Annotated in this window: 10 protein-coding genes; 4 read left to right on the top strand and 6 right to left on the bottom strand. The window is 59.0% G+C overall.

All coding sequences use genetic code 11. The annotated features are described in order from the left end of the window. Window positions 1-2: 2 nt before the first annotated feature. From AC1DWG_RS09760 to AC1DWG_RS09750, 3 genes are all read right to left on the bottom strand, one after another. Entirely contained in the window at window positions 3-4,829 is a 4,827-nt protein-coding gene (locus AC1DWG_RS09760) for a Tc toxin subunit A (protein WP_477762753.1), read from the bottom strand. Between the two features lie 238 nt (window positions 4,830-5,067). Beyond that, window positions 5,068-5,427 (bottom strand): PilZ domain-containing protein, encoded by a 360-nt coding sequence (locus AC1DWG_RS09755; RefSeq protein WP_477762752.1) that lies wholly within the window; start codon window positions 5,425-5,427, stop codon window positions 5,068-5,070. A 249-nt stretch (window positions 5,428-5,676) separates the two neighbouring features. Then, a complete protein-coding gene (locus AC1DWG_RS09750) occupies window positions 5,677-6,051 on the bottom strand; it encodes a tetratricopeptide repeat protein (protein ID WP_477762751.1) in 375 nt (124 codons plus the stop codon). Between the two features lie 172 nt (window positions 6,052-6,223). Here AC1DWG_RS09750 and pyk point away from each other — a divergent pair, with 172 nt between their 5' ends. Further along, window positions 6,224-7,675, top strand: a complete 1,452-nt coding sequence (pyk, locus tag AC1DWG_RS09745) for a pyruvate kinase (protein WP_108215066.1) — start codon at window positions 6,224-6,226, stop codon at window positions 7,673-7,675. A 205-nt stretch (window positions 7,676-7,880) separates the two neighbouring features. On the opposite strand, the gene AC1DWG_RS09740 is transcribed toward pyk, so the two are convergent. Genes AC1DWG_RS09740 through AC1DWG_RS09730 form a run of 3 tightly spaced genes read right to left on the bottom strand, consistent with a single transcriptional unit; the run spans window position 7,881 to window position 10,694 of the window. Next, the gene (locus AC1DWG_RS09740; RefSeq protein ID WP_477762750.1) at window positions 7,881-8,630 is read right to left on the bottom strand and encodes an enoyl-CoA hydratase-related protein; all 750 of its coding nucleotides are present in this window, start codon (window positions 8,628-8,630) and stop codon (window positions 7,881-7,883) included. Window positions 8,631-8,659: 29 nt separating this feature from the next. Further along, entirely contained in the window at window positions 8,660-9,595 is a 936-nt protein-coding gene (locus AC1DWG_RS09735) for an iron-sulfur-binding ferredoxin reductase (protein WP_477762749.1), read from the bottom strand. After that, window positions 9,588-10,694 carry a GGDEF domain-containing protein gene (locus AC1DWG_RS09730; RefSeq protein ID WP_477787704.1) on the bottom strand — a complete coding sequence of 369 codons (1,107 nt, stop codon included), beginning with the start codon at window positions 10,692-10,694 and terminating at the stop codon, window positions 9,588-9,590. Before AC1DWG_RS09730 ends, AC1DWG_RS09735 begins: the two co-directional genes overlap by 8 nt. Before the next feature lie 348 nt (window positions 10,695-11,042). Between AC1DWG_RS09730 and AC1DWG_RS09725 the strand changes: the two genes are divergently transcribed. From AC1DWG_RS09725 to AC1DWG_RS09715, 3 genes are all read left to right on the top strand, one after another. Beyond that, window positions 11,043-12,566, top strand: coding sequence for a fumarate hydratase (locus AC1DWG_RS09725; RefSeq protein ID WP_477762748.1), 1,524 nt, complete (start codon window positions 11,043-11,045; stop codon window positions 12,564-12,566). A 207-nt stretch (window positions 12,567-12,773) separates the two neighbouring features. Then, complete coding sequence (locus AC1DWG_RS09720) at window positions 12,774-17,408, top strand: SpvB/TcaC N-terminal domain-containing protein (protein WP_477787703.1); 4,635 nt, start codon at window positions 12,774-12,776, stop codon at window positions 17,406-17,408. Then, entirely contained in the window at window positions 17,405-20,128 is a 2,724-nt protein-coding gene (locus AC1DWG_RS09715) for an RHS repeat domain-containing protein (protein WP_477787702.1), read from the top strand. The genes AC1DWG_RS09720 and AC1DWG_RS09715 overlap by 4 nt, the downstream gene beginning before the upstream one ends. Window positions 20,129-20,214 lie beyond the last annotated feature (86 nt).

Below are 20,214 nucleotides of genomic sequence, written 5' to 3'. Positions count from 1 at the left end.
GTTCAGGGATTAATCAATGAGTTTTTTCCAACATGCACGTGAACATCCGGCGCCCATGCTTCGGTTGTGTCGATGTGTCGTTGTTTGACCGAGAACACATGCGGCCCTGTAGAAAGTGGTTCGGCAATCGTTACTTTCCAGTTGCCGTCAACGCCTACGCTGGTTCTTGCCAACAGCGCGCCCTGCTTACCTTCAAATACATATATCTGCGCTGAGGAACTACCCGTACCGCTGAGCTCCGGTTGAACGTCCACTTCAGCGTTTTGGGCAGGAATCGCCACCACCGGAGGTGGTGCATCCAGGCGACCCGGCAATATCAGGCGCTGATCAAGTCGATCGCAGTAGAAGGTCAAATCGAAGGCGCCGTTGCGCAGATTCTGGCAACTAATATCCCAACCGAGGGACGTGTCATTGGCGCCGATCCCTACATATGCACCTGTTGCCGGGGTGAATAGCATTCCCAACCCCTTCGCCGAGAAATCACTGTCCCAAGCCAGCATGGCACGCGCCCCGACCAGGTCGACGCCATCAGGCAAGCTGATTACGAGCTTGTATTGATGACCTCTGATAAAGGCCAGTGGCACGCTGCTGTAAACAATACTTGTCGCGGTGTCGGTCAACGTGAACGTCCAGTCAATGGCCGGAACAACTTGAAGATCGAATATGCGCTGATCCCCCGCGCCAGCCTCACGAACTGCGGTCACTTCATACTTTCCGGCCACATCAACCTCGAAGGGGTAGGTTGAACGCCCCATAGCGTCGGTAGGGATGCTGACAGATGCCAGCAGTTCTCCACTCGGACCTGTAACGCTCCACAAAATCGGGCAGTTGGCAATGAACCGGGACTGGTTATGCGACTCCTCTCTGACCGTGACCCACAGCAAGGTAGGCGTACCTGAACCTGCCACAGGGAACCGATAATCCGCAGACTCTCCGTGAATGACCGCCGATTTGGCCACATCGATTTCAAGCTGTTGCTCGTCCATCTCGACCTTGGCGGTAAATGTCTGTTTCCCGGCTTTAACGTCAGGCACGGTGAACTCCGCGATCCCCTCCTCGGTGGTGAGTTTTGTTTCAATCGGCTCCTCTGCGGCGTCGAGGTACAAGTCAACCGACACACCAGGGGACGGCAGCTTGCCCAACCCGAACACATGGCAACGAAGCACCAGCGGCTCCACGAGCACGGCCATCGACACCACTTCCAGGAGCTTGATAGACGGCTTGTCGACAAAGGTGATGTTGTTGATGACCTTCGAATCCTTGGTGCTGTAACTGGCCACCAGACTCGCTTCTATAACAGGCTCAATACTTCTGACACGGGTGCGGGCGACGCCCTCCTTATCTGTAATTGCCACCAGAGGATCAGCCACCGCGCCCTGTCCTGAAAACGTCACGGTACGGCCAACCCCTGGGTTGGAGTGCTCGTCGACAAGACGCACCCACACCGGAAAGATCCCTTCGCCGCCCGCCAGAAACGTCTCGTCTGGTTCTGGATCAACTGTGCCGCCAAGGTCAAAGTCAAGCGAGTACTCATCGCAGTCGACGATGATCTTCGGTGCATAAACCACCTGAGCCAGACCATAAGAGCCTTTGATCTGCACCGCGCCCATCCACGACCCTTTTTCTGGCCTGAAGCGAATGACCGCACGGCCCTCATGATCGGTAATTGAAATATCCTCCAGCAAACCGGGGCGGTCGGAGGTCCACTGAACCGTGATATTCGGCATTGGTCGGTTGGCAAGATCACGCAAGCTCAACTCGACCAGCGCGACCTGATTCTCAGCATTGGCAATAAGGGTGTCATTGATGCAGCGGATTTCGTGAGTCACGCTCTGGCCGACTTCGCCAACTTCCCTGGATTGCCCCTCTACCGTCGACTCGGACAGGCTCTCAAGGACGTGTTCCGCCACGTCACGATAGGCGGGGGTGTCGCTGTCTGGAGTGAGCGATCCCAATCGGATAATGGCTTTCGCATCCAGCCCACTGCGGGTCGCCAGTCCACGAATGCGCAGCAGGGCATCCAGCGTGGTGACGTCGCGAACGATCGGCATCGCAGGGCTCAAATAGAGGATGCATTCAAGCACCTCCCTGACGCCCCACTTCAGCACCACCGCCAGCCGGGTCGCGGCGGAATCACGGATCAGCCGCTGATCTTCCGGCGTCAGCATGGCCGGTAAAGCGTTGACCAGTTCCAGGTATTGCAACAGCGTTTGGGCGGGCTGCCCGGTGTGCATGACAGCTCGCTGAAACAGTGTCAGTTGATACAACGTACTCAAGGTAAGTGCTTGCGCATCATTGAGGCCGAACCATTGCCAGTTCTGTCGCGTCGTCAGGGCTACGAGCATCGCGGAACTCAACGACAACATGTTAACAACCTCGGCCCGCTGTACCAGATGCTCCAGCAGATTAAGCACATCATCACCAACATTGACTTTATCGGCCCCCGAAGTAACCGCTGCGAGTGCCCGTGTGGTTTCCATCACCAACAGGTAAACACCACCCTTGTTGACCCATTTGAGCAGCGGCAACACCACGTCTGGTGACACACTCAAATACACGGACAGACTTTCCTGAATCACTGCGCATTGCGCATCCCGGGCCTGCAGCACCAATGCCAAAATGACCGCGCGGGCATTATCCACATCAGCTTCGGGTAATTTCGCGTCCGCCACTGCCGCCTGAATCTCGGCGACGGCCCGTTCGTAATCGTTCTCATCGCTGGGAAGGTTCGACACCAGGCCATCGGCATCTACCAGTTGATCCAGCAGAGACAGCCAACCTTGCGAAGGGGCGGCGTTGCTCTGTGGAACACCCGCTGCCATGAAGACTTCTTCGGTGAGCCGCACCGGCTGCAGTCGCCCGTGGATTTCTTGCAGCAACATGACGTCTGCTTCAGTGGCCAAGGGGGGAGCAATCACCTGAGCCACATGCTGTACCAGCCAGGTCACACTCAGGTCGTTTTCCTGCAACCACTGGACACAGGTTTGTGCCGCATGGATAACACTCAGCACATCACCGACGCCACTGGTGCCGCTGATCAATAGGCGAGGCTCGCCGAGCAGTCGTTGCACCACTTCGCTTGCGCCGCGCTCACTCAAGGTTTCCAGCAGGGCTGCCAGCTCTATCGGGCTGATGCGCAAAAAAGAAGCGAGCAGTACCAAGCGATAAAATGAAGACACGACCGGCAGACTGCACTGCAGTTCGTCGCGCTGGTTATAGCTCTTGGCGACGAAGCGCGCGAGGTATAGCCAGGTTTCCTGGTTGAGGCCCAAGCTGCTGCAAATCTGATCGACGGTGCGCTTGTCGTTGCGGGTTTGAGGCTCGATCGCGAAAAAGCGGTTATCCAGTTTCAGCGGCGTGTCGAACAAGGCCTGAACGTTGAAAATACGGTCGAACTGAGAAAGTTCTTCTCCGCGACCGCAAGGGGAAATCTCGTCAATCAACGCAGCGAATTGCTCTGCAGTGCACTTGAACTGCAGACGAAACTCCTGGAACAGGCCAATGACTCGAAGGGTATTGTTGGTAATTCTGGAGGGTCTGTCTGCCAACTCGCTCAATCGGATTGCAGGGTCAACGATATCGCCCCGTACTTCGGCATTGAACGCTGCCATGATCAGTCGATCACATTGGTCTGGAGGCAGGTCCAACCAGCGGCTCAGACGCAACATGCGGTTCATCCGGTCAAAGCGATTGAGATCATGCTGGACGAATTTGCGCGTGCCATCTGCCGGATCCGACAGGTCCATCGCTGCTGCCAAGCCATAATTAATGTAGCGCGAACCAAACTCTTTGGGCGTTACCGTCACCGTCGTGGTTGGCAGGCTGACGTTGCTGGATTGTTTCGGTGCAAACTCTTCTATGGACAACAGCGAGGTCAATGCTTTCGCATCAATCGAGGTTTGCGCGCAGAAATGTACCGAGTCCTTGAGTTTGTCAGCAGTGGAACCAAAGTTTTTTGTGTAAAAGTCCGCCGCGTTGCCGGGAATAACAAAATTCTCGATCAACAAACGCTGCTGCTTCGGTCCGAGATTGCACGATTGACGCAATGCAATATCCGAAAAATCACCCCGGACACCAGGCTGTCTGAAGTAGGGAGCAGTGTGATCGATCGATCGCACCACCTCGCCCAGAGAGAGCTTGTTCTTCGCCAGTACCACTTTGTATTGCTCGGCGTACCACTCGAAGGGCATGGAGCGATGCGGAAACCGTGTTTCCAGTAATTTGTCATCGACAACCTGACCTTCCAGCAATTGTGGAGCGAGGTGATTCTTGATAATGCTTTCTAGCACTTCATTGACCAAAGTGATGGTCGGTTTGATCTGAAAGGCGCTGGTCGGATCGATGATGAGCGATGTCAGATCGGGTCGCCGGGCTTCGAAGGTGAACTTCTTTTTTTCGGCTCGTTCTTCCAGCGCACGGGCGAGTTCTACCAGCCGCAGAAAATATGCCGCTGGGGAAATGCTCGAGTCCAGGCTTTGTGCAGGGGCAGCACGTTCCCAGTCCGGGTTGAACAAATCGTCGAAGGTGGGCGAATCCACCAATGCCCTGATCCCGGTGCGATGCAGCGGATTAGGCGGCCCCTTCCTCACCAGTCGTTGTTCACGATATTCACGGGCACTGTGCACTGCCAGGCTCTTGGCTTTGTCCAATAACACTTGCGCATCACCAGCCTGCAGCCCGAATGTTACCGCCACCCCCTTGAGCCCCATGTTCAACACGTCGAAAACCGAGCCGCCCTTCGCGATGAAGTCTGTACCAAGGTCCATCATCGTCGGATCTTGCATCTCGAACAGCTGCTTCAGGGGGGGATCGGTGATTTCCTTGCTCATCGTTGCTCTCCAGCCGGCCAAAGGTGCGCTCTGCAAAACCCAAACGGGATGAGAGCCAATACTCAATCGCTACTGAAAGTTTTATACGTTGAACAACGACGGCCCCACACCTGTCATAACTGACAGTGCAGACGAACGGTACGAGTGAATCACACGGACAATAGCGGATCGCGATATCAGGAATACCGACGGTTTTGGCGGGTCAGTAGAGAATTGACGCGAGCGACAAAGAGGTACGTCAGGCCGAAGCAGGCAACGGCTGAAAACTGAAGTACTGCTTCAACGCCTCCATCAACTGCCCATACTCCGGCGGTGCCCGTTGCAGGCTGAACCCGGCGTCGTAATAGTGGGGAGTCTCATCTTCATGGCACCACAGGCAACACGCCTGCACATCGATGACCTGCAAGATGCCGTCGCTGGCGGGGATTTTCAGGCGCAATTCGAAGTCCGCGCCGATCATCATCGGCAATTGGCTGATAAGCATCAGCCCGTCTTCGGAGACATTGCCCAGAAAGCCAATCGGTTTGTCGGTGACGCTGTTGAACACTCTCAAAAAATACGGCAGTTGATGCCGCTCGATCCGGCGGTCAGTGAACATGCGCAATTCGCCCAGCAAGGCCCTTAAGCAGGACCGCACTAATGCTTCGGAACGGGCCTGCCTGCCTTTATCAAATAAGAGCTAGGCAATGGGCGCGCTCTCCCCGATCCCGGTGCGACAGTCCATGAACCGCTGCCGCTTACGCCTGCCGATCACAGGTGTTACCTCGATTCAGAGTCACGGCTCTAATACCGATCTATTCGACTATAGCTCACCACCGGTGAGCCAGCCGTTGAATGACACCTGCAATCAGAACCGGGTCGGGCTAACGGCCGACGCACTGCGCAGCGGGTAGTGGCCCAGCGACTGCAAGGTTTGCAGACGGGCACGGGCGCGGAAGGCGTATTCACTTTGCGGGTACGACGCGATGATGAACTGATAAGTTTGAGCCGCATCGACAAACATCTTCTGCCGTTCCAGGCACAGCCCGCGCATCATCGACACTTCCGGCCACACGTAAGGCCGCGCGCGGCTGTCGCGTTCGACCTTGGACAGTTCGAGCATCACCTGCTCGCAATTGCCACGCTCGTAGGCGCTGTAGGCATTGTTCAAATGATGGTTCATCGACCAACGGGTGCAGCCCACAACACTGAGGGCAAGGACGACTATGAGCACGATTCGCATGGGGGTTCTCCTGTCTTGAGCTCTGTATCGACCCGTGAGCGAAAATCTTCAGGCTGCCTGTAACCGAAAGTATTCGGTTAAAGAAACAAACGAATAAGTAGTGCAAACGAACAATGACTACAACATCGGAGCATAGTAGCCTCACTCAGCGCTTGAACTCAGGAGTCTTTGCATGTCCGTCCGTCGTACCAAAATCGTCGCTACCCTTGGCCCGGCCAGTAACTCGCCGGAAGTTCTCGAACAGCTGATTCTGGCTGGCCTGGACGTCGCCCGCCTGAACTTCTCCCACGGCACCCCCGACGAGCACAAGGCTCGCGCGAAGCTGGTGCGTGACCTCGCCGCCAAGCACGGCCGCTTCGTCGCCCTGCTGGGTGACCTGCAAGGCCCGAAAATCCGTATCGCCAAGTTCGCCAACAAGAAGATCGAGCTGAAGATCGGTGATCAATTCACCTTCTCCACCAGCCATCCTCTGACCGAAGGCAACCAGCAAGTGGTCGGCATCGACTACCCGGACCTGGTCAAGGACTGCGGCGTGGGCGACGAGCTGCTGCTCGACGACGGCCGCGTGGTGATGCGCGTCGATACTGCCACGGCCACCGAACTGCACTGCACAGTGACCATCGGCGGCCCGCTGTCCGACCACAAAGGCATCAACCGTCGCGGTGGCGGCCTGACCGCTCCGGCCCTGACTGAAAAAGACAAGGCTGACATCAAGCTCGCTGCGGAAATGGAAGTCGACTACCTCGCGGTATCCTTCCCGCGTGACGCCGCCGACATGGAATACGCCCGTCAACTGCGCGACGAAGCCGGCGGCACCGCCTGGCTGGTGGCGAAGATCGAACGCGCCGAAGCCGTGGCCGACGACGAAACCCTCGACGGCCTGATCAAGGCATCCGACGCGGTGATGGTTGCCCGTGGTGACCTGGGCGTGGAAATCGGCGACGCCGAGCTGGTGGGCATCCAGAAGAAGATCATTCTGCACGCACGCCGCCACAACAAGGCGGTGATCGTCGCGACCCAGATGATGGAGTCGATGATCCAGAACCCGATGCCGACCCGCGCTGAAGTTTCCGACGTAGCCAACGCCGTGCTCGACTACACCGACGCCGTGATGCTCTCGGCCGAAAGCGCCGCTGGCCTGTACCCGCTGGAAGCCGTTCAGGCCATGGCGCGCATCTGCATCGGTGCCGAAAAGCACCCGACCAGCAAGACCTCCAGCCACCGCATCGGCAAAGAGTTCGAGCGCTGCGACGAAAGCATCGCACTGGCGACCATGTACACCGCCAACCACTTCCCGGGCGTGAAAGCGATCATCGCCCTGACCGAAAGTGGCTACACCCCGCTGATCATGTCGCGCATCCGTTCCTCGGTGCCGATCTACGCGTTCACCCCACACCGCGAAGCCCAGGCTCGCGCGGCGATGTTCCGTGGCGTGTACACCATCCCGTTCGACCCGGCTTCGCTGGCGCCGAACGAAGTCAGCCAGAAGGCGATCGACGAACTGGTCAAGCGCGGCGTAGTACAGAAAGGCGACTGGGTCATCCTGACCAAAGGCGACAGCTACCACACCACCGGCGGCACCAACGGCATGAAGATCCTGCACGTTGGCGATCCGATGGTCTGAGCGAGCGCTTGCTGAAAAACAAAAGCCCCGCCATGTGAATGGCGGGGCTTTTTGCTTTCTGATCCATTTTTTGTGCCGCCTGATCCGGCCCCTTCGCGGGCAAGCCCGCTCCTACAGATGTTTTGTTTACGCCGCAAATCCATTGTAGGAGCGGGCTTGCTCCGGGCGGCGTTCCGACGAAGGGGCCGGTCCTGCCGCCTCAAATTCAATGCCGCTTGATAAACCCCGTCAACGCCGCCAAAGCCTCCGGCGACCGCAGCCGCTGAGTAAACAGCGCCCCCTCCTCTTCAATCACCTTGCGCAACAGTTCCCGATCCGGCGCCCTCATTAATTGCTTGCTGATGCGCACCGCTTCCGGCGGCAGCGACTCGAAGCGCAGCGCCATCTCCCGTGCCTTGGCCAAGGCCTCTTCGCCACTGCCCAGCGCCTCAGACGCAATGCCCCACGCCGCAGCCTGTTCACCACTGAAGCCTTCACCGAGCAGCAACAACTCTGCCGCTTTGGCCTGCCCGAGCAGACGCGGCAGGATCAGGCTGGAACCAAACTCCGGGCATAAACCAAGGTTGACGAACGGCATGCGCAAGCGGGCATCGCGGGACACGTAGACCAAGTCGCAATGCAGCAACATCGTTGTGCCAATGCCCACCGCCGCTCCGGCCACGGCAGCGATCACCGGTTTGCGGCATTCAAGCAAGGTCAGCATGAACTGAAAAACCGGGCTATCGAGGTTGCTCGGGGGCTGCTGCAGGAAGTCCGCGATGTCGTTGCCGGCCGTAAAGCATTCGGCAGAGCCGGTGATCAGCACGGCGTTGATCCCGGGGTCGCTATCGGCCTGTTTCAGCGCATCGGCCAAGTGGCTGTACATGGCGCGGGTCAGGGCATTTTTCTTGTCTGGGCGATTCAGGCGCAGGGTCAACAGGCCGCGTTCGCGTTCAACTTGGATGGCATCGGTCATGGCAGGTCTCGCGTCTGAAAAGTCAGCGCTCAACCACGGGGCAGGAACACATCGGCCAGCAGTTGATTGCGCGGCAATCCCGCCAGATACAGGCGCCGGGCAAAGGCGTCGACACTGTCGGGGGCTCCGCAGAGTAAGGCCAGGGTTTGCCGCGAAACAAGCCGCAGTTGCGCCAAAGCCGCCGGCAACTCGGCCGGGGTCCACAGTTCGACACTCAGGTTCGGACGACTGGCGGCCATGGCTTGCAGGGGGCTGGCCAGGTAGTGCTCATCGGCATCATGGGCCAGGTGAATGACGCGGATGGCGCCTTGGTGATCCTGCCGCAGCGCTTCGCGCAATACACCAAACAATGGCCCCAACCCGGTACCGGCCGCCATCAACCACAACGGCCGGGCGTGCCAGTCCGGATCGTAATGCAAGGCACCGCCGCGCAGCTCACCGAGGCGGATCGGATCGCCGATGCGCAATTGCCTGGCGGCATCGCTGAATTCCCCGGGCTTGCGACAATCGAGATGGAACTCCAGAAAGCGGTCTTCTTGCGGCAGGCTGGCGAGGGAATATGGCCGCGCCACGCTACCCGCCCACAACACCAGGTGCTGGCCAGCGCTATAGCGCAACGGTCGCTGGGGGATTACCCGCAATCGCAGCACCGTGGTGCTCAGCCAATCTACCGCCGCGACCTCGGCCGGATGGCCATCGAGTTGCGGGTCGAAGGCGTGCACCTGCAAGTCCTCGACCACCTGGCACTGGCATGCCAGGCGCCAACCCTGTTCACGCTGTTGTGCACTCAGGGCATCGGGGCGGCTGTCGCTCGGCAGGCCCCGTACACACTGCACCAGGCACGCATGACAACTGCCGGCGCGGCAACTGTAAGGCACTGGCACGCCGTTCTGGTTCAGCGCGTCGAGCAGATTGCTGCCCGCCGCCACCGACCAATTGCGCTCGCCGACCCGCAGCTCAGGCATCGACGTTCTCCCACGCCGCCGCGCATCGGTTGCGGCCGTCACGCTTGGCGCGATAGAGCGCCTGATCGGCCTGTTGCAAGGCGTCATCGAGATCGTCGCCCCGCTCCAGCAGGGTCATGCCGGCAGACAGGCTGAGGTTGCGCACATTCAGACCAATCAGCTCGACATCGGTGAACGCGATGCGCAGCCGTTCGCAGCACGAAGTCAAACTGTCGGCATCGCAATCGGGCAGCAGTACCACGAACTCTTCGCCGCCGTAGCGGGCCAGAACATCACCGTCGCGCAGACACGCGGAGGCAACGCCGGCAAAGGCTTGCAGCACCTGATCGCCGGCGGCATGGCCGTGCAAGTCGTTGATGCGCTTGAAATGGTCAAGGTCGATCAGCGCCAGGCCATGCACGACACCCGCGTCCATGGCGTTCAATTCGCGGGAAGCCAGGTGCAGGAAATGCCGACGATTGAACAGACCCGTGAGCTCGTCGGTGGCCACCAGGTCTTCGAGCTGGCGCATCATCCCGCGCAACGTGTCCTGATGCGCCTGCAAGGCAAAACGCCGCTGGCGCATGCGTTGTCGCGAGGCCTGGACATAACGGGCATACAGCACCAGCCACACCAGCACGATGAACAGCACACAGACCTGGAGCACCGCCATGGCCGGGTCAGGCAGCTGGAAGTGGTAGCCCTCCCACAGCGTGATCGCACTGAAACTGATAAACACCAGCAGCGCGCACCGTACTAAAGACCGGCGTGACAGATGGAACAGGCCGAACAGCAGGATCAGCACGTAAAACACCAGAAACGTACCCCGGGCTTCGTCCAGATGAGCGATCAGCCAGGTTTGCCACCCCAGCCCCAGCAACACTTGCGCCTCGGTCAGGCTGGGGTCGGCGAAACGCAGGTTGTAGCCGCTGTAAAACACCGCGAACAGGGAGGCCTGGCTGATCACCACCAGCGTGCTGCCGATGATGACACTGGAAAGCGGCGCATCGTAGTGACCGGTAAAAAACGCCAGCCACAGCAACAGCAATGCCAGGGCATAGGTGCCGGCCGCGAGGGCGAAACGTTTGAGCAACAGGCGCTGGATGGCGTTATGGGTCAATCGTTGATTCACCGAATGAAAGGAGACTGACAGAGCGTCCTACTCTACAGACCGAATGTCACTTTAGTGGTGTGACCGATAAATGACCATCCAATTTTCAGGTTGACCCGATTCCCCTGTAGGAGCTGCCGCAGGCTGCGGCAGCTCCTACAGGGATCGATCACGACAATGAGACCAAGGTTTGACCACTGGCGCGTGTGCCGCTCAACGAGGCGCGGTATACTGCCGCGCCTTTTTAGCGTCGCGCCAGCTTGCCCGGCGTGCCTTGAAAGGTGCTTGCAACCGACCGATGCACCCAAGCTGCAAGCACCTTATTGAATGTTCCCGTCTTTTAGAGGAGCGCGACTCATGACCGTGATCAAGCAAGACGACCTGATTCAGAGCGTTGCCGACGCCCTGCAGTTCATTTCCTATTACCACCCCGTGGATTTCATCCAGGCGATGCACGAGGCCTACCTGCGCGAAGAATCGCCAGCGGCCCGTGACTCGATGGCACAGATCCTGATCAACTCGCGCATGTGCGCCACCGGCCACCGCCCGATCTGCCAGGACACCGGTATCGTTACCGTGTTCGTGCGTGTCGGCATGGACGTGCGCTGGGATGGCGCCACCATGAGCCTGGACGACATGATCAACGAGGGCGTACGTCGCGCCTACAACTTGCCGGAAAACGTCCTGCGTGCTTCGATCCTCGCCGACCCGGCGGGCGCTCGCAAGAACACCAAGGACAACACCCCGGCCGTCATCCACTACTCCATCGTTCCGGGTAACACCGTGGAAGTGGACGTGGCGGCCAAGGGCGGCGGTTCCGAGAACAAGTCGAAGATGGCCATGCTCAACCCGTCCGACTCGATCGTCGACTGGGTGCTGAAAACCGTCCCGGAAATGGGCGCCGGCTGGTGCCCACCGGGCATGCTCGGCATCGGCATCGGCGGCACCGCCGAGAAAGCCGCGGTCATGGCCAAGGAAGTGTTGATGGAATCCATCGACATTCACGAGCTCAAAGCTCGTGGCCCGCAGAACCGCATTGAAGAAATGCGCCTGGAGCTGTTCGAGAAGGTCAACCAGCTGGGCATCGGTGCCCAGGGCCTCGGCGGCCTGACCACCGTGCTCGACGTGAAGATCATGGACTACCCGACCCACGCCGCTTCGCTGCCGGTGTGCATGATCCCGAACTGCGCCGCCACCCGTCACGCGCACTTCGTGCTCGACGGTACAGGTCCGGCCTCGCTGGAAGCGCCACCGTTGGACGCCTACCCGGAAATCGTCTGGGAAGCCGGCCCGTCGGCCCGTCGCGTCAACCTCGACACCCTGACCCCGGAAGAAGTGCAGAGCTGGAAGCCGGGCGAAACCGTCCTGCTCAACGGCAAGATGCTCACCGGTCGCGATGCTGCGCACAAGCGCATGGTCGAGATGCTGAACAAGGGCGAAACCCTGCCGGTGGACCTCAAAGGTCGCTTCATCTACTACGTCGGCCCGGTCGATCCGGTCGGTGACGAAGTGGTTGGCCCGGCCGGTCCTACCACCGCGACGCGGATGGACAAGTTCACCCGTCAGATCCTCGAGCAGACCGGTTTGCTGGGCATGATCGGCAAATCCGAGCGCGGCCCAACCGCGATCGAAGCGATCAAGGACCACAAGGCCGTTTATCTGATGGCAGTGGGCGGCGCGGCTTACCTGGTGGCGCAAGCGATCAAGAAGTCCCGCGTGGTGGCTTTCGCCGAACTGGGCATGGAAGCGATCTACGAGTTCGACGTCAAGGACATGCCAGTGACTGTTGCGGTCGACAGCAAGGGCGAGTCGGTGCACATCACCGGTCCTGCCATCTGGCAGCAAAAGATCAGTGAAAGCCTGGCGGTGGAAGTGCAGTAAGCACTGACATCGCACAGTAAGAACCGGTCTGTCGGCAACGGCAGACCGGTTTTTTTACGCATGAAAAAAGTAATCAAAGGCCGAAACAAGCGCACCGTTTGTTCTAAAAATTCCGGGCTGACCTGTCAGATCTGACAGGTTACAGCCGCCAGTGTCGCTGATAGTTTGAACGCACTCGATGCATTCTCTGTCACGGCGGACACTTCCATGGCGACTGAACAGCAGGGCACCCTCGACATCAAAGCCCCCGCCCTCCCAAAAGGCGGCGGCGCCATCCAGAGCATCGGCAAGGGCTGGGGCGCGGTGGGTACCAGCGGTGCCGCGTCGCTGGAGTTGCCGCTGCCGATCAGCAAGGCGCCCAACCGCGATCTGGTCCCGGCCCTGGGTCTGGGTTACAGCAGCGATGTCGGCAACAGTCCGTTCGGCATCGGCTGGCGCCTGACCACCAACGCGATCACCCTGCGCACCACCAAGGGCGTGCCGAAATACGACGGCAACGATCAGGTGGTCGGCCCCGGCGGTGACGTGTGGATGCCCGAGAAGAGTGACGACGGCAAACTGATCTCTATAGCGGTATCCGAGTACAACGGCGTTCAGATCGGCACGCACCATGTCGTGCGCTACTGGCCGCGGGTCGAAGGCGCTTTCGATTTGATCGAACACTGGACCAAAGATGACGATGCTGACAACCCGGCCGGCTTCTGGCTGATCCACGGCGCCGATGGCAGCCTGCATTGCTACGGAAAAACCGAGGCATCACGCCGGGCCGATCCACAAGACAAAACCCATGTTGGTGTCTGGCTGATCGATGAAAGCCTGAACCTGCGCGGTGAACATGTGGTGTACCTGTACCAGGCGGAAGCCGAAGCGCCGGTCGCCCCGCAGTTCCGCGACTACCGCAGCCAGCGTTACCTGCGTCGGGTCTTGTACGGAAATGCCCAGGCCAACGCCAACCTGTATGCATGGAAAGCCAATGGCTGGAAAGACGCGATCTGGAATTTCCATTTGCTGTTTGACTACGGCGAACGCAGTGCCGACCTGACGCAAGTGCCGGTTTACGACCTCCCCGGCATAGAGCGCGGCGAGTGGGGGGCACCGCGCAAGGATCCTTTCTGGAATTACGCCTACGGGTTTGAATTGGGTTCCCGGCGCCTGTGCCGTCAGGTCCTGATGTTTCATCAGTTCACCGAAGAACTGGGCAGCGACCCGTTGCTGGTCCAGCGCCTGCTGCTTGAGCACCGCGAGAGTCCGCTGGGTTACAACCATCTGACTGCCGCGCACATCCAGGCATATGACAATCAGGGCCAGATGGAAAGTCGCCCGCCCATGGAGTTTTTCTACAACCCGTTTGAACTTGATCCCACGCGCGAGGGTTATAGCGAGTTCCCCGAGATGCCGGGGCTCAATGACGGTCAGCGTTATCAACTGGTGGACTTGTATGGCGAGGGCATGCCCGGCGTACTGTTCAGCAGCGACAAGGCCTGGTATTACCGCGAACCGTTGCGCGCCGACAGTGGTGGCAACGACGTGAGTTATGGCGACTGGGAGCGCTTGCCCGGCATTCCCGTTGCCGACAGCAGCAAACCGATTCGCCAGTCCCTCAGCGACCTGACCGGCGACGGCAAGCTCGACTGGGTAATCGCCCGCCCCGGCCTGTCCGGGTTCTTCACCCTCAATCCCGACCGAACCTGGTCGAACTTCGTGGCCTATGCTGCGTTCCCCACGGAGTTTTTTCATCCCATGGCGCAGTTGGCGGATCTGGTGGGTGACGGTCTGACCGATCTGGCGTTGATCGGCCCGCGTAGCGTGCGGCTGTATTCAAGCCGTCGTGCAGTCGGGTTCAGCCATGGGGACAACGTCCCTCATGACGACGACTCGCTTCCCCTGTTGAGCAGTACCCAGACCGAACTGGTGGCTTTCAGCGATCCACTGGGCAGCGCGACACAACATTTGATCCGCATCCGCCACAACGAAGTCAAATGCTGGCCGAATCTGGGGCATGGAAAATTCGGCAAAGGTTTCGTCCTTTGCGAGCTGAATTTCAAATATGCCGAGTTCGATTCGTCTCGGGTGCGGCTGGCGGACCTGGACGGCTCGGGTGCGGTTGACCTGATCTACCTGGAGTCGGACGGTTTCCGGATCTACATGAATCATGGCGGCGAAGGCTTCGAAGAGGACTATGTGAAAATGCCATGGCCGCAAGGCGTGCGTTACGACCGCTTCTGCCAGGTGAGCATCGCCGACCTGCAGGGGCTGGGATGTTCCAGCCTGATCCTGACCGTGCCACACATGGAACCCCGACACTGGCACTACGATTTTGTCAGCGCCAAGCCGTATCTGGTGAATGCCAGCCACAACAACATGGGGGCCGTGACGGGAGTGAGTTACCGCAGCTCGGCCCAGGAATGGCTGGACGAAAAAGCCGAATTGATCGCGGCCGGTAAAGCCCCGGTGTCTCATCTGCCGTTTGCCATGCACCTGGTGAGCCGGCAGACCCAGCTCGATGAAATCACCGGCAATCGACGGACCCAGGGCTACAGCTATCGCCAGGGTTTTTACGACAGTTTCGAACGTGAGTTCCGGGGTTTCGGCCTGCTGTTGCAAATCGATACCGAGGCTTCGGCGGCGGAGCGTTCCAACCCGGGTTTCACCGCGCCGATTCTGAGTAAAACCTGGTTCCATACCGGCCGCGCCATCGACATGCGCGATGACGGTTACTACGACGGTGACACGAACGCAGAGCCGCTGCGCACGACGCTGCTGCACGAGTATCACCTCAGCGACGCAGCGGGACGCGTGATCAGTCCTGATGAAGATCTCGCCCGTGAGATGGCCCGCACCCTCAGCGGTTCAATGTTGCGCGCGGAGGTGTTTGCCGCCGACGACGATCCCGAAACGGCCGTGCCCTATACCGTGCAGGAGAACCGCTTTCTCATTCGCCAATTGCGCCCCAAAGGCAAGAATCACCCCTATGCCGTGTTGCAGTCACTGGCACTGGAAAGCATTGCCTACCAATACGAACCGCAGATGGCGGACGACCCATTGGTGCAGCACACCCTCAATCTGGCGTGGGACAAATTCGGCAGCCTGACCCATGGTTTTGTCGTGCACTACGCCCGGCGCAAAACAGACAAGGACAGCCCGCCCTTCCGCGTCGATCAGCCCGGCGATGAGAGCGATGAAGACTACGAAAACAAATGGTGGCTGGACGCCCACGACGAAGCACAACAGTGTTGGTATCTGACCGAGGCCAAAGCCGAGTATCGGCATTTGGAAGCCCCTGACGGCTGGCGTCTGGGCCTGCCCTATCGTCAGCGCGCCAATGCGCTGGTCCTGGAAAAGGATGAACTCAAACCTGTCGACATCAACCACGAAAACTTCCTGGAATGGGGCGATGACGAAGGAGCCTGGGCAGCCAAAGCGGTGCTGACCGGTTTGTCGCTGCAACGCTATCAGGATCCGGCCACAGGCAAATTACTGGAGCCGGATAACCTGATCTTCACCGCCCTGCCCGACTACCTGGAAACCGCCGAACTGGACGCCACCGCCCTGAGCGCCTACGACAAGCTCAAGGACGAAAATGGCGACATGCCGTTCAACCTCAAGGAGAAACTCGAATCGCCGGAAGTCGGTTACCACATCATGGATCTGTTCTTGCCAGACGCTGTGCAGGGTGAACCCGAAGACCCGACCGATGCCAGGAATTACCTGTGGTCCGTGCGCAAAAGCTTCCCCACTTACCACAGTTTGGCAGGGTTCTTTAACGTCGAACAATTCCAGCAAACCAAGAGCCATGGCATCACTTGCGTCGCGTATGACGAGTACTGGTGCCTGAGCACCGCCGTCACCCTGCCGGATGGCTGCACTACAAGCATCCTCGATATCGACTACCGGTCGTTCCTGCCGGCAGGCATCATCGACCCCAATCAAAACACCCAGGAAGCCCGCTACAACGCGTTCGGCGAAGTGCTCGTGACCAGCTTCTACGGCACGGAACTGGGCGTCGAGGTCGGTTTCGATCCACTCAGCGATTACCAACCACCGGAAGATCGCTCGCCCGCAGGCGCTATCGCCGACAAACACAACGCCATCGGCAACTACGCGACGGCGACCTTCTCTGCGCCCTTCAGCTGGATGGGCAAAGCTCCCCCGGCAGCTCCCGCGCCCTGGCTGGCCTGGGCCCGCTCCGAAGGTTTGGTATTGCCCGACGGCCATCTTTGCAGCCGGGCGCGTGTACACCTTGAAGGTTTGCAGAACCCTACTGCGAACGAGCGGCAACTCCAGCAATACCTCGACGACGCGCATCGCGAACCGGTTCACATCGTCACCTTGCAGGCCGACCGCTACCCCGGCGACCCGGAACTGCAAATCCGCGCGGCCATCGCCTGCTGGGACGGCTTCGGACGCTCCCTGCAAACCAAGCAAGAGGTCGAACCGGGCCTGGCCTGGGTAGTGAACGACAAAGGCGAACTGGAACCCGACGAAAACGGCCGGCCCAGGGAAGAACAGGCGGCCCGACGCTGGCGGGTCAGCGAACGGGTCGAGTACAACAACAAAGGCGAAACCGTGCGGATCTATCGCCCCTACTTCGCCAGCGCCTACCGCTACATCAACGACGCTTCGATCCGCGAATCGGGTTACCACGACCAGCAGTTCTACGACGCCGCCGGTCGGCCGACACACACTGTGCTGGCGAAAAAAATGTTGCAGGGCAATCCACCAGAAGAAAAACCATTGCGCCGGGAACAACGCTATCGCACCTGGTACACCATTGCGTTCGATGAGAACGACTTGTTTGATCCGCCACCTGCACAACGGCGGTCCATCTGGACACTCCATTGAACTCAAACATCCATTGCCAAACGCCAGCGCTGGCTGCAACCGATGGTCGTGGCATGGCGGTACGGCAAGTGGCCTATCTTCGCGCGGTGGTGTCTGACAATCCCGCCGCGCGAATCTCCACTCAGCAACATGACGCTGCCGGGCGGTTAGTGGCTCAGCGCGATCCACGGTTTTCTTCTACCGCAGCCCGGCCGAACCAGACAGCGTTTTACAGCCTGTCGGGCGCGGCGCTGTTGACTGACAGCGTCGATGCTGGGTGGCGCCTGAGCCTGACGGGTGCAGCCGGACAAGTGCTCGAACATTGGGATGGCCGAGGCAGTCATTGGCAGAACGAGTACGACGAACTGCGCCGACCCATCGCGCTCCATGAATACGCCCAAGGCGTGGACTTACGTACCATCGAACGCCTGACGTATGCCGACAACTCGGCTGAATTCGCCGAACGCAACCAATGCGGGAGTTTGATCCGCCATGACGATTCGGCCGGTACGCTGTGGCTTAAACAAATCGCCCTGAATGGCGGGCTGATCCGCCAGACCCGGTGTTTCCTGCCGGATCAGGCAAACCTGTCAGCCAATTGGCCCGTGACCGAGGCTGATCGCGACCCATTGCTACAACCCGGCGCAGGCTACTCCAGCGAGTATCGATACGGCCCGTCAGGTGAAGTGTTGGAACACATTGATGCCGGCGGTCATCTACGACAGTTCAACTACGACCGCACCGGGCAACTGCAATGCATTGACCTGAGGCTCAAGGGCCAGGCATTGCAGCCGTTGCTCAGAGCGGCCGACTACGATGCCGCAGGACAATTACTCACTCAAATTGCCGGTAACAACGTCACCAGCGTTGCCAGCTACCAGCCTGCAAACGGCCGACTGGAACGCCTGACCGCGACCACCTCGACACACCAGCGTTTGCAGGAGATGAGTTACGAGTACGACCCGGTCGGCAATATCCTGCGGCTGGTGGAGCACACACAGGCGGACAGCTATTTCGACAATCAGCGCGTGGCTGCCGAGAACACCTACACCTACGACAGCCTCTACCAACTGACCAGTGCCAAGGGCCGTGAAACGGCGGATGCCGGGCAGAAACCGGGTTTGCCGGAGCTGATCATCCCGAGCCCCATCGACCCCGGTCGGTTGCTCAACTACAGCGAACATTACGAGTACGACGCTGGCGGCAACCGGACCTTGTTGCGCCATGAAAGTGATAAAAATCCGTTCAGTCGCCTGATGTACGTCGACCCACAAAGCAACCGCGCCTTGCCATGGAAAGAGGGTGAGGACGTTCCCGACTTCAGCCGTCACTTCGATGCAAACGGCAACTTGCAATACCTGGCGTCAGGCGCCCAACCGATGAGTTGGGATGCGCGCAATCAGTTGCAAGGCATCACCACCGTCTACCGCTCGACCGGGCTCAATGACGGGGAATGGTATCGCTACAACGCTGCCGGAGAGCGGGCCGTCAAGTTCAGCACCCGACAGGCCCGCACTGTGACCCATCAAGAGGTTGTCCACTATCTCCCAGGCCTGGAAGTACGCACCACTGGCGGCGACGAAGAATTGCAGGTCATTGACGTCCAACTGTCCCGTGGCAGCGTACGGTGCCTGCATTGGGTCAATGGGCCGCCGGACGATATCGATAACGACCAAGTGCGCTACAGCATCGATGATCACTTGGGCTCCAGTTGCCTGGAGCTGGATCAACTGGCCGCCGTCATCAGTCACGAGGGGTACTACCCCTACGGTGGCACAGCGTGGTGGGCGGCACGCTCGAAGGTCGATGCCGATTACAAGACCATTCGGTACTCGGGCAAGGAGCGGGATGCCAGTGGGCTTTATTATTATGGTGCCCGGTATTGCGCGGGGTGGCTGGGGCGATGGATAAATCCGGATCCGATTGGCTCGATTAACGGTCTGAATTTGTATCGGTTCTGTGGAAACAATCCCATCTGCAGGATCGATCCTGATGGGCGAATGTGGCAGCCATACGATGATGAGGTTCTGAACGAGTTTGTAATGGTCGAACCTGACTTGAGAACTGCCTATGGCCTACCACCGATTGACTTACGGCGCTCAGAGCAAGACGGTGATGAATCAATGGATTATCAAGGCTCGCCCGAAAGCGATCATCCACCGAGTGAGTCCAGCTCAGACTCTGCAAACAGCCCTGCCAGCCTACCTGCGCCAACCGATGACCAAAGTACGGTGCTAGAAATCCTGAATGCAGACCCCTATCGACCCGCTCACTACTGGAACAGCAGGAACCTTCTGGAAAGAACCGATTTTGGTGGCAAGGTATACCGTGCAGACCGGCGTGGCCCTGAAGAGGTACTACGGGATGGATTCAAAGCTTCAGATGAATTCACTGCGGTTAGCAAAATGATCAGCGGTGAAGCCTTGATTGTCGCAGAGACACTCGAGGGAGCCATTTTCTATGCGGCCCAAGAGGGCCGTCCATATTATTTCTATGAAATCGACGCCACTAACGTAAGTGGCGTTTCCCTACTTGAAAACATGGTGCTGAATAATTCGATAATGGTTGAACATCTCAACGCAAATCCTGGTGGCAAGCCATCTGAACAGACCGGACTGGCCAACAGAATGCATGAAGCACACTTGAACCATGATGACCTCAATAACTCCGGGATCCCGATAGTTCCGTTGGGGGAGCTGACAGATGAACTGGAACAAATGCGCCGAAATATGAATCGTTGAAAGCTCAAGGTATCCACTCGGGCGCAGTGAGATGAGATCTGGCGCAAGATAGTCCGCATGCTATCTTGCGCCTCCTATCTTTTGTC

Source organism: Pseudomonas sp. P4_B3, from assembly GCF_056402295.1.
Note: the sequence above shows the minus strand (reverse complement) of the source record. Positions and strands in the feature narration are given on the sequence as shown.

Bases quoted from the DNA above. Each gene is read 5' to 3' on its own strand.
- AC1DWG_RS09760 (WP_477762753.1), bottom strand. From the start codon at position 4,829: ATGAGCAAGGAAATCACCGATCCCCCCCTGAAGCAGCTGTTCGAGATG.
- AC1DWG_RS09755 (WP_477762752.1), bottom strand. From the start codon at position 5,427: ATGTTCACTGACCGCCGGATCGAGCGGCATCAACTGCCGTATTTTTTG.
- AC1DWG_RS09750 (WP_477762751.1), bottom strand. From the start codon at position 6,051: ATGCGAATCGTGCTCATAGTCGTCCTTGCCCTCAGTGTTGTGGGCTGC.
- pyk (WP_108215066.1), top strand. From the start codon at position 6,224: ATGTCCGTCCGTCGTACCAAAATCGTCGCTACCCTTGGCCCGGCCAGT.
- AC1DWG_RS09740 (WP_477762750.1), bottom strand. From the start codon at position 8,630: ATGACCGATGCCATCCAAGTTGAACGCGAACGCGGCCTGTTGACCCTG.
- AC1DWG_RS09735 (WP_477762749.1), bottom strand. From the start codon at position 9,595: ATGCCTGAGCTGCGGGTCGGCGAGCGCAATTGGTCGGTGGCGGCGGGC.
- AC1DWG_RS09725 (WP_477762748.1), top strand. From the start codon at position 11,043: ATGACCGTGATCAAGCAAGACGACCTGATTCAGAGCGTTGCCGACGCC.
- AC1DWG_RS09720 (WP_477787703.1), top strand. From the start codon at position 12,774: ATGGCGACTGAACAGCAGGGCACCCTCGACATCAAAGCCCCCGCCCTC.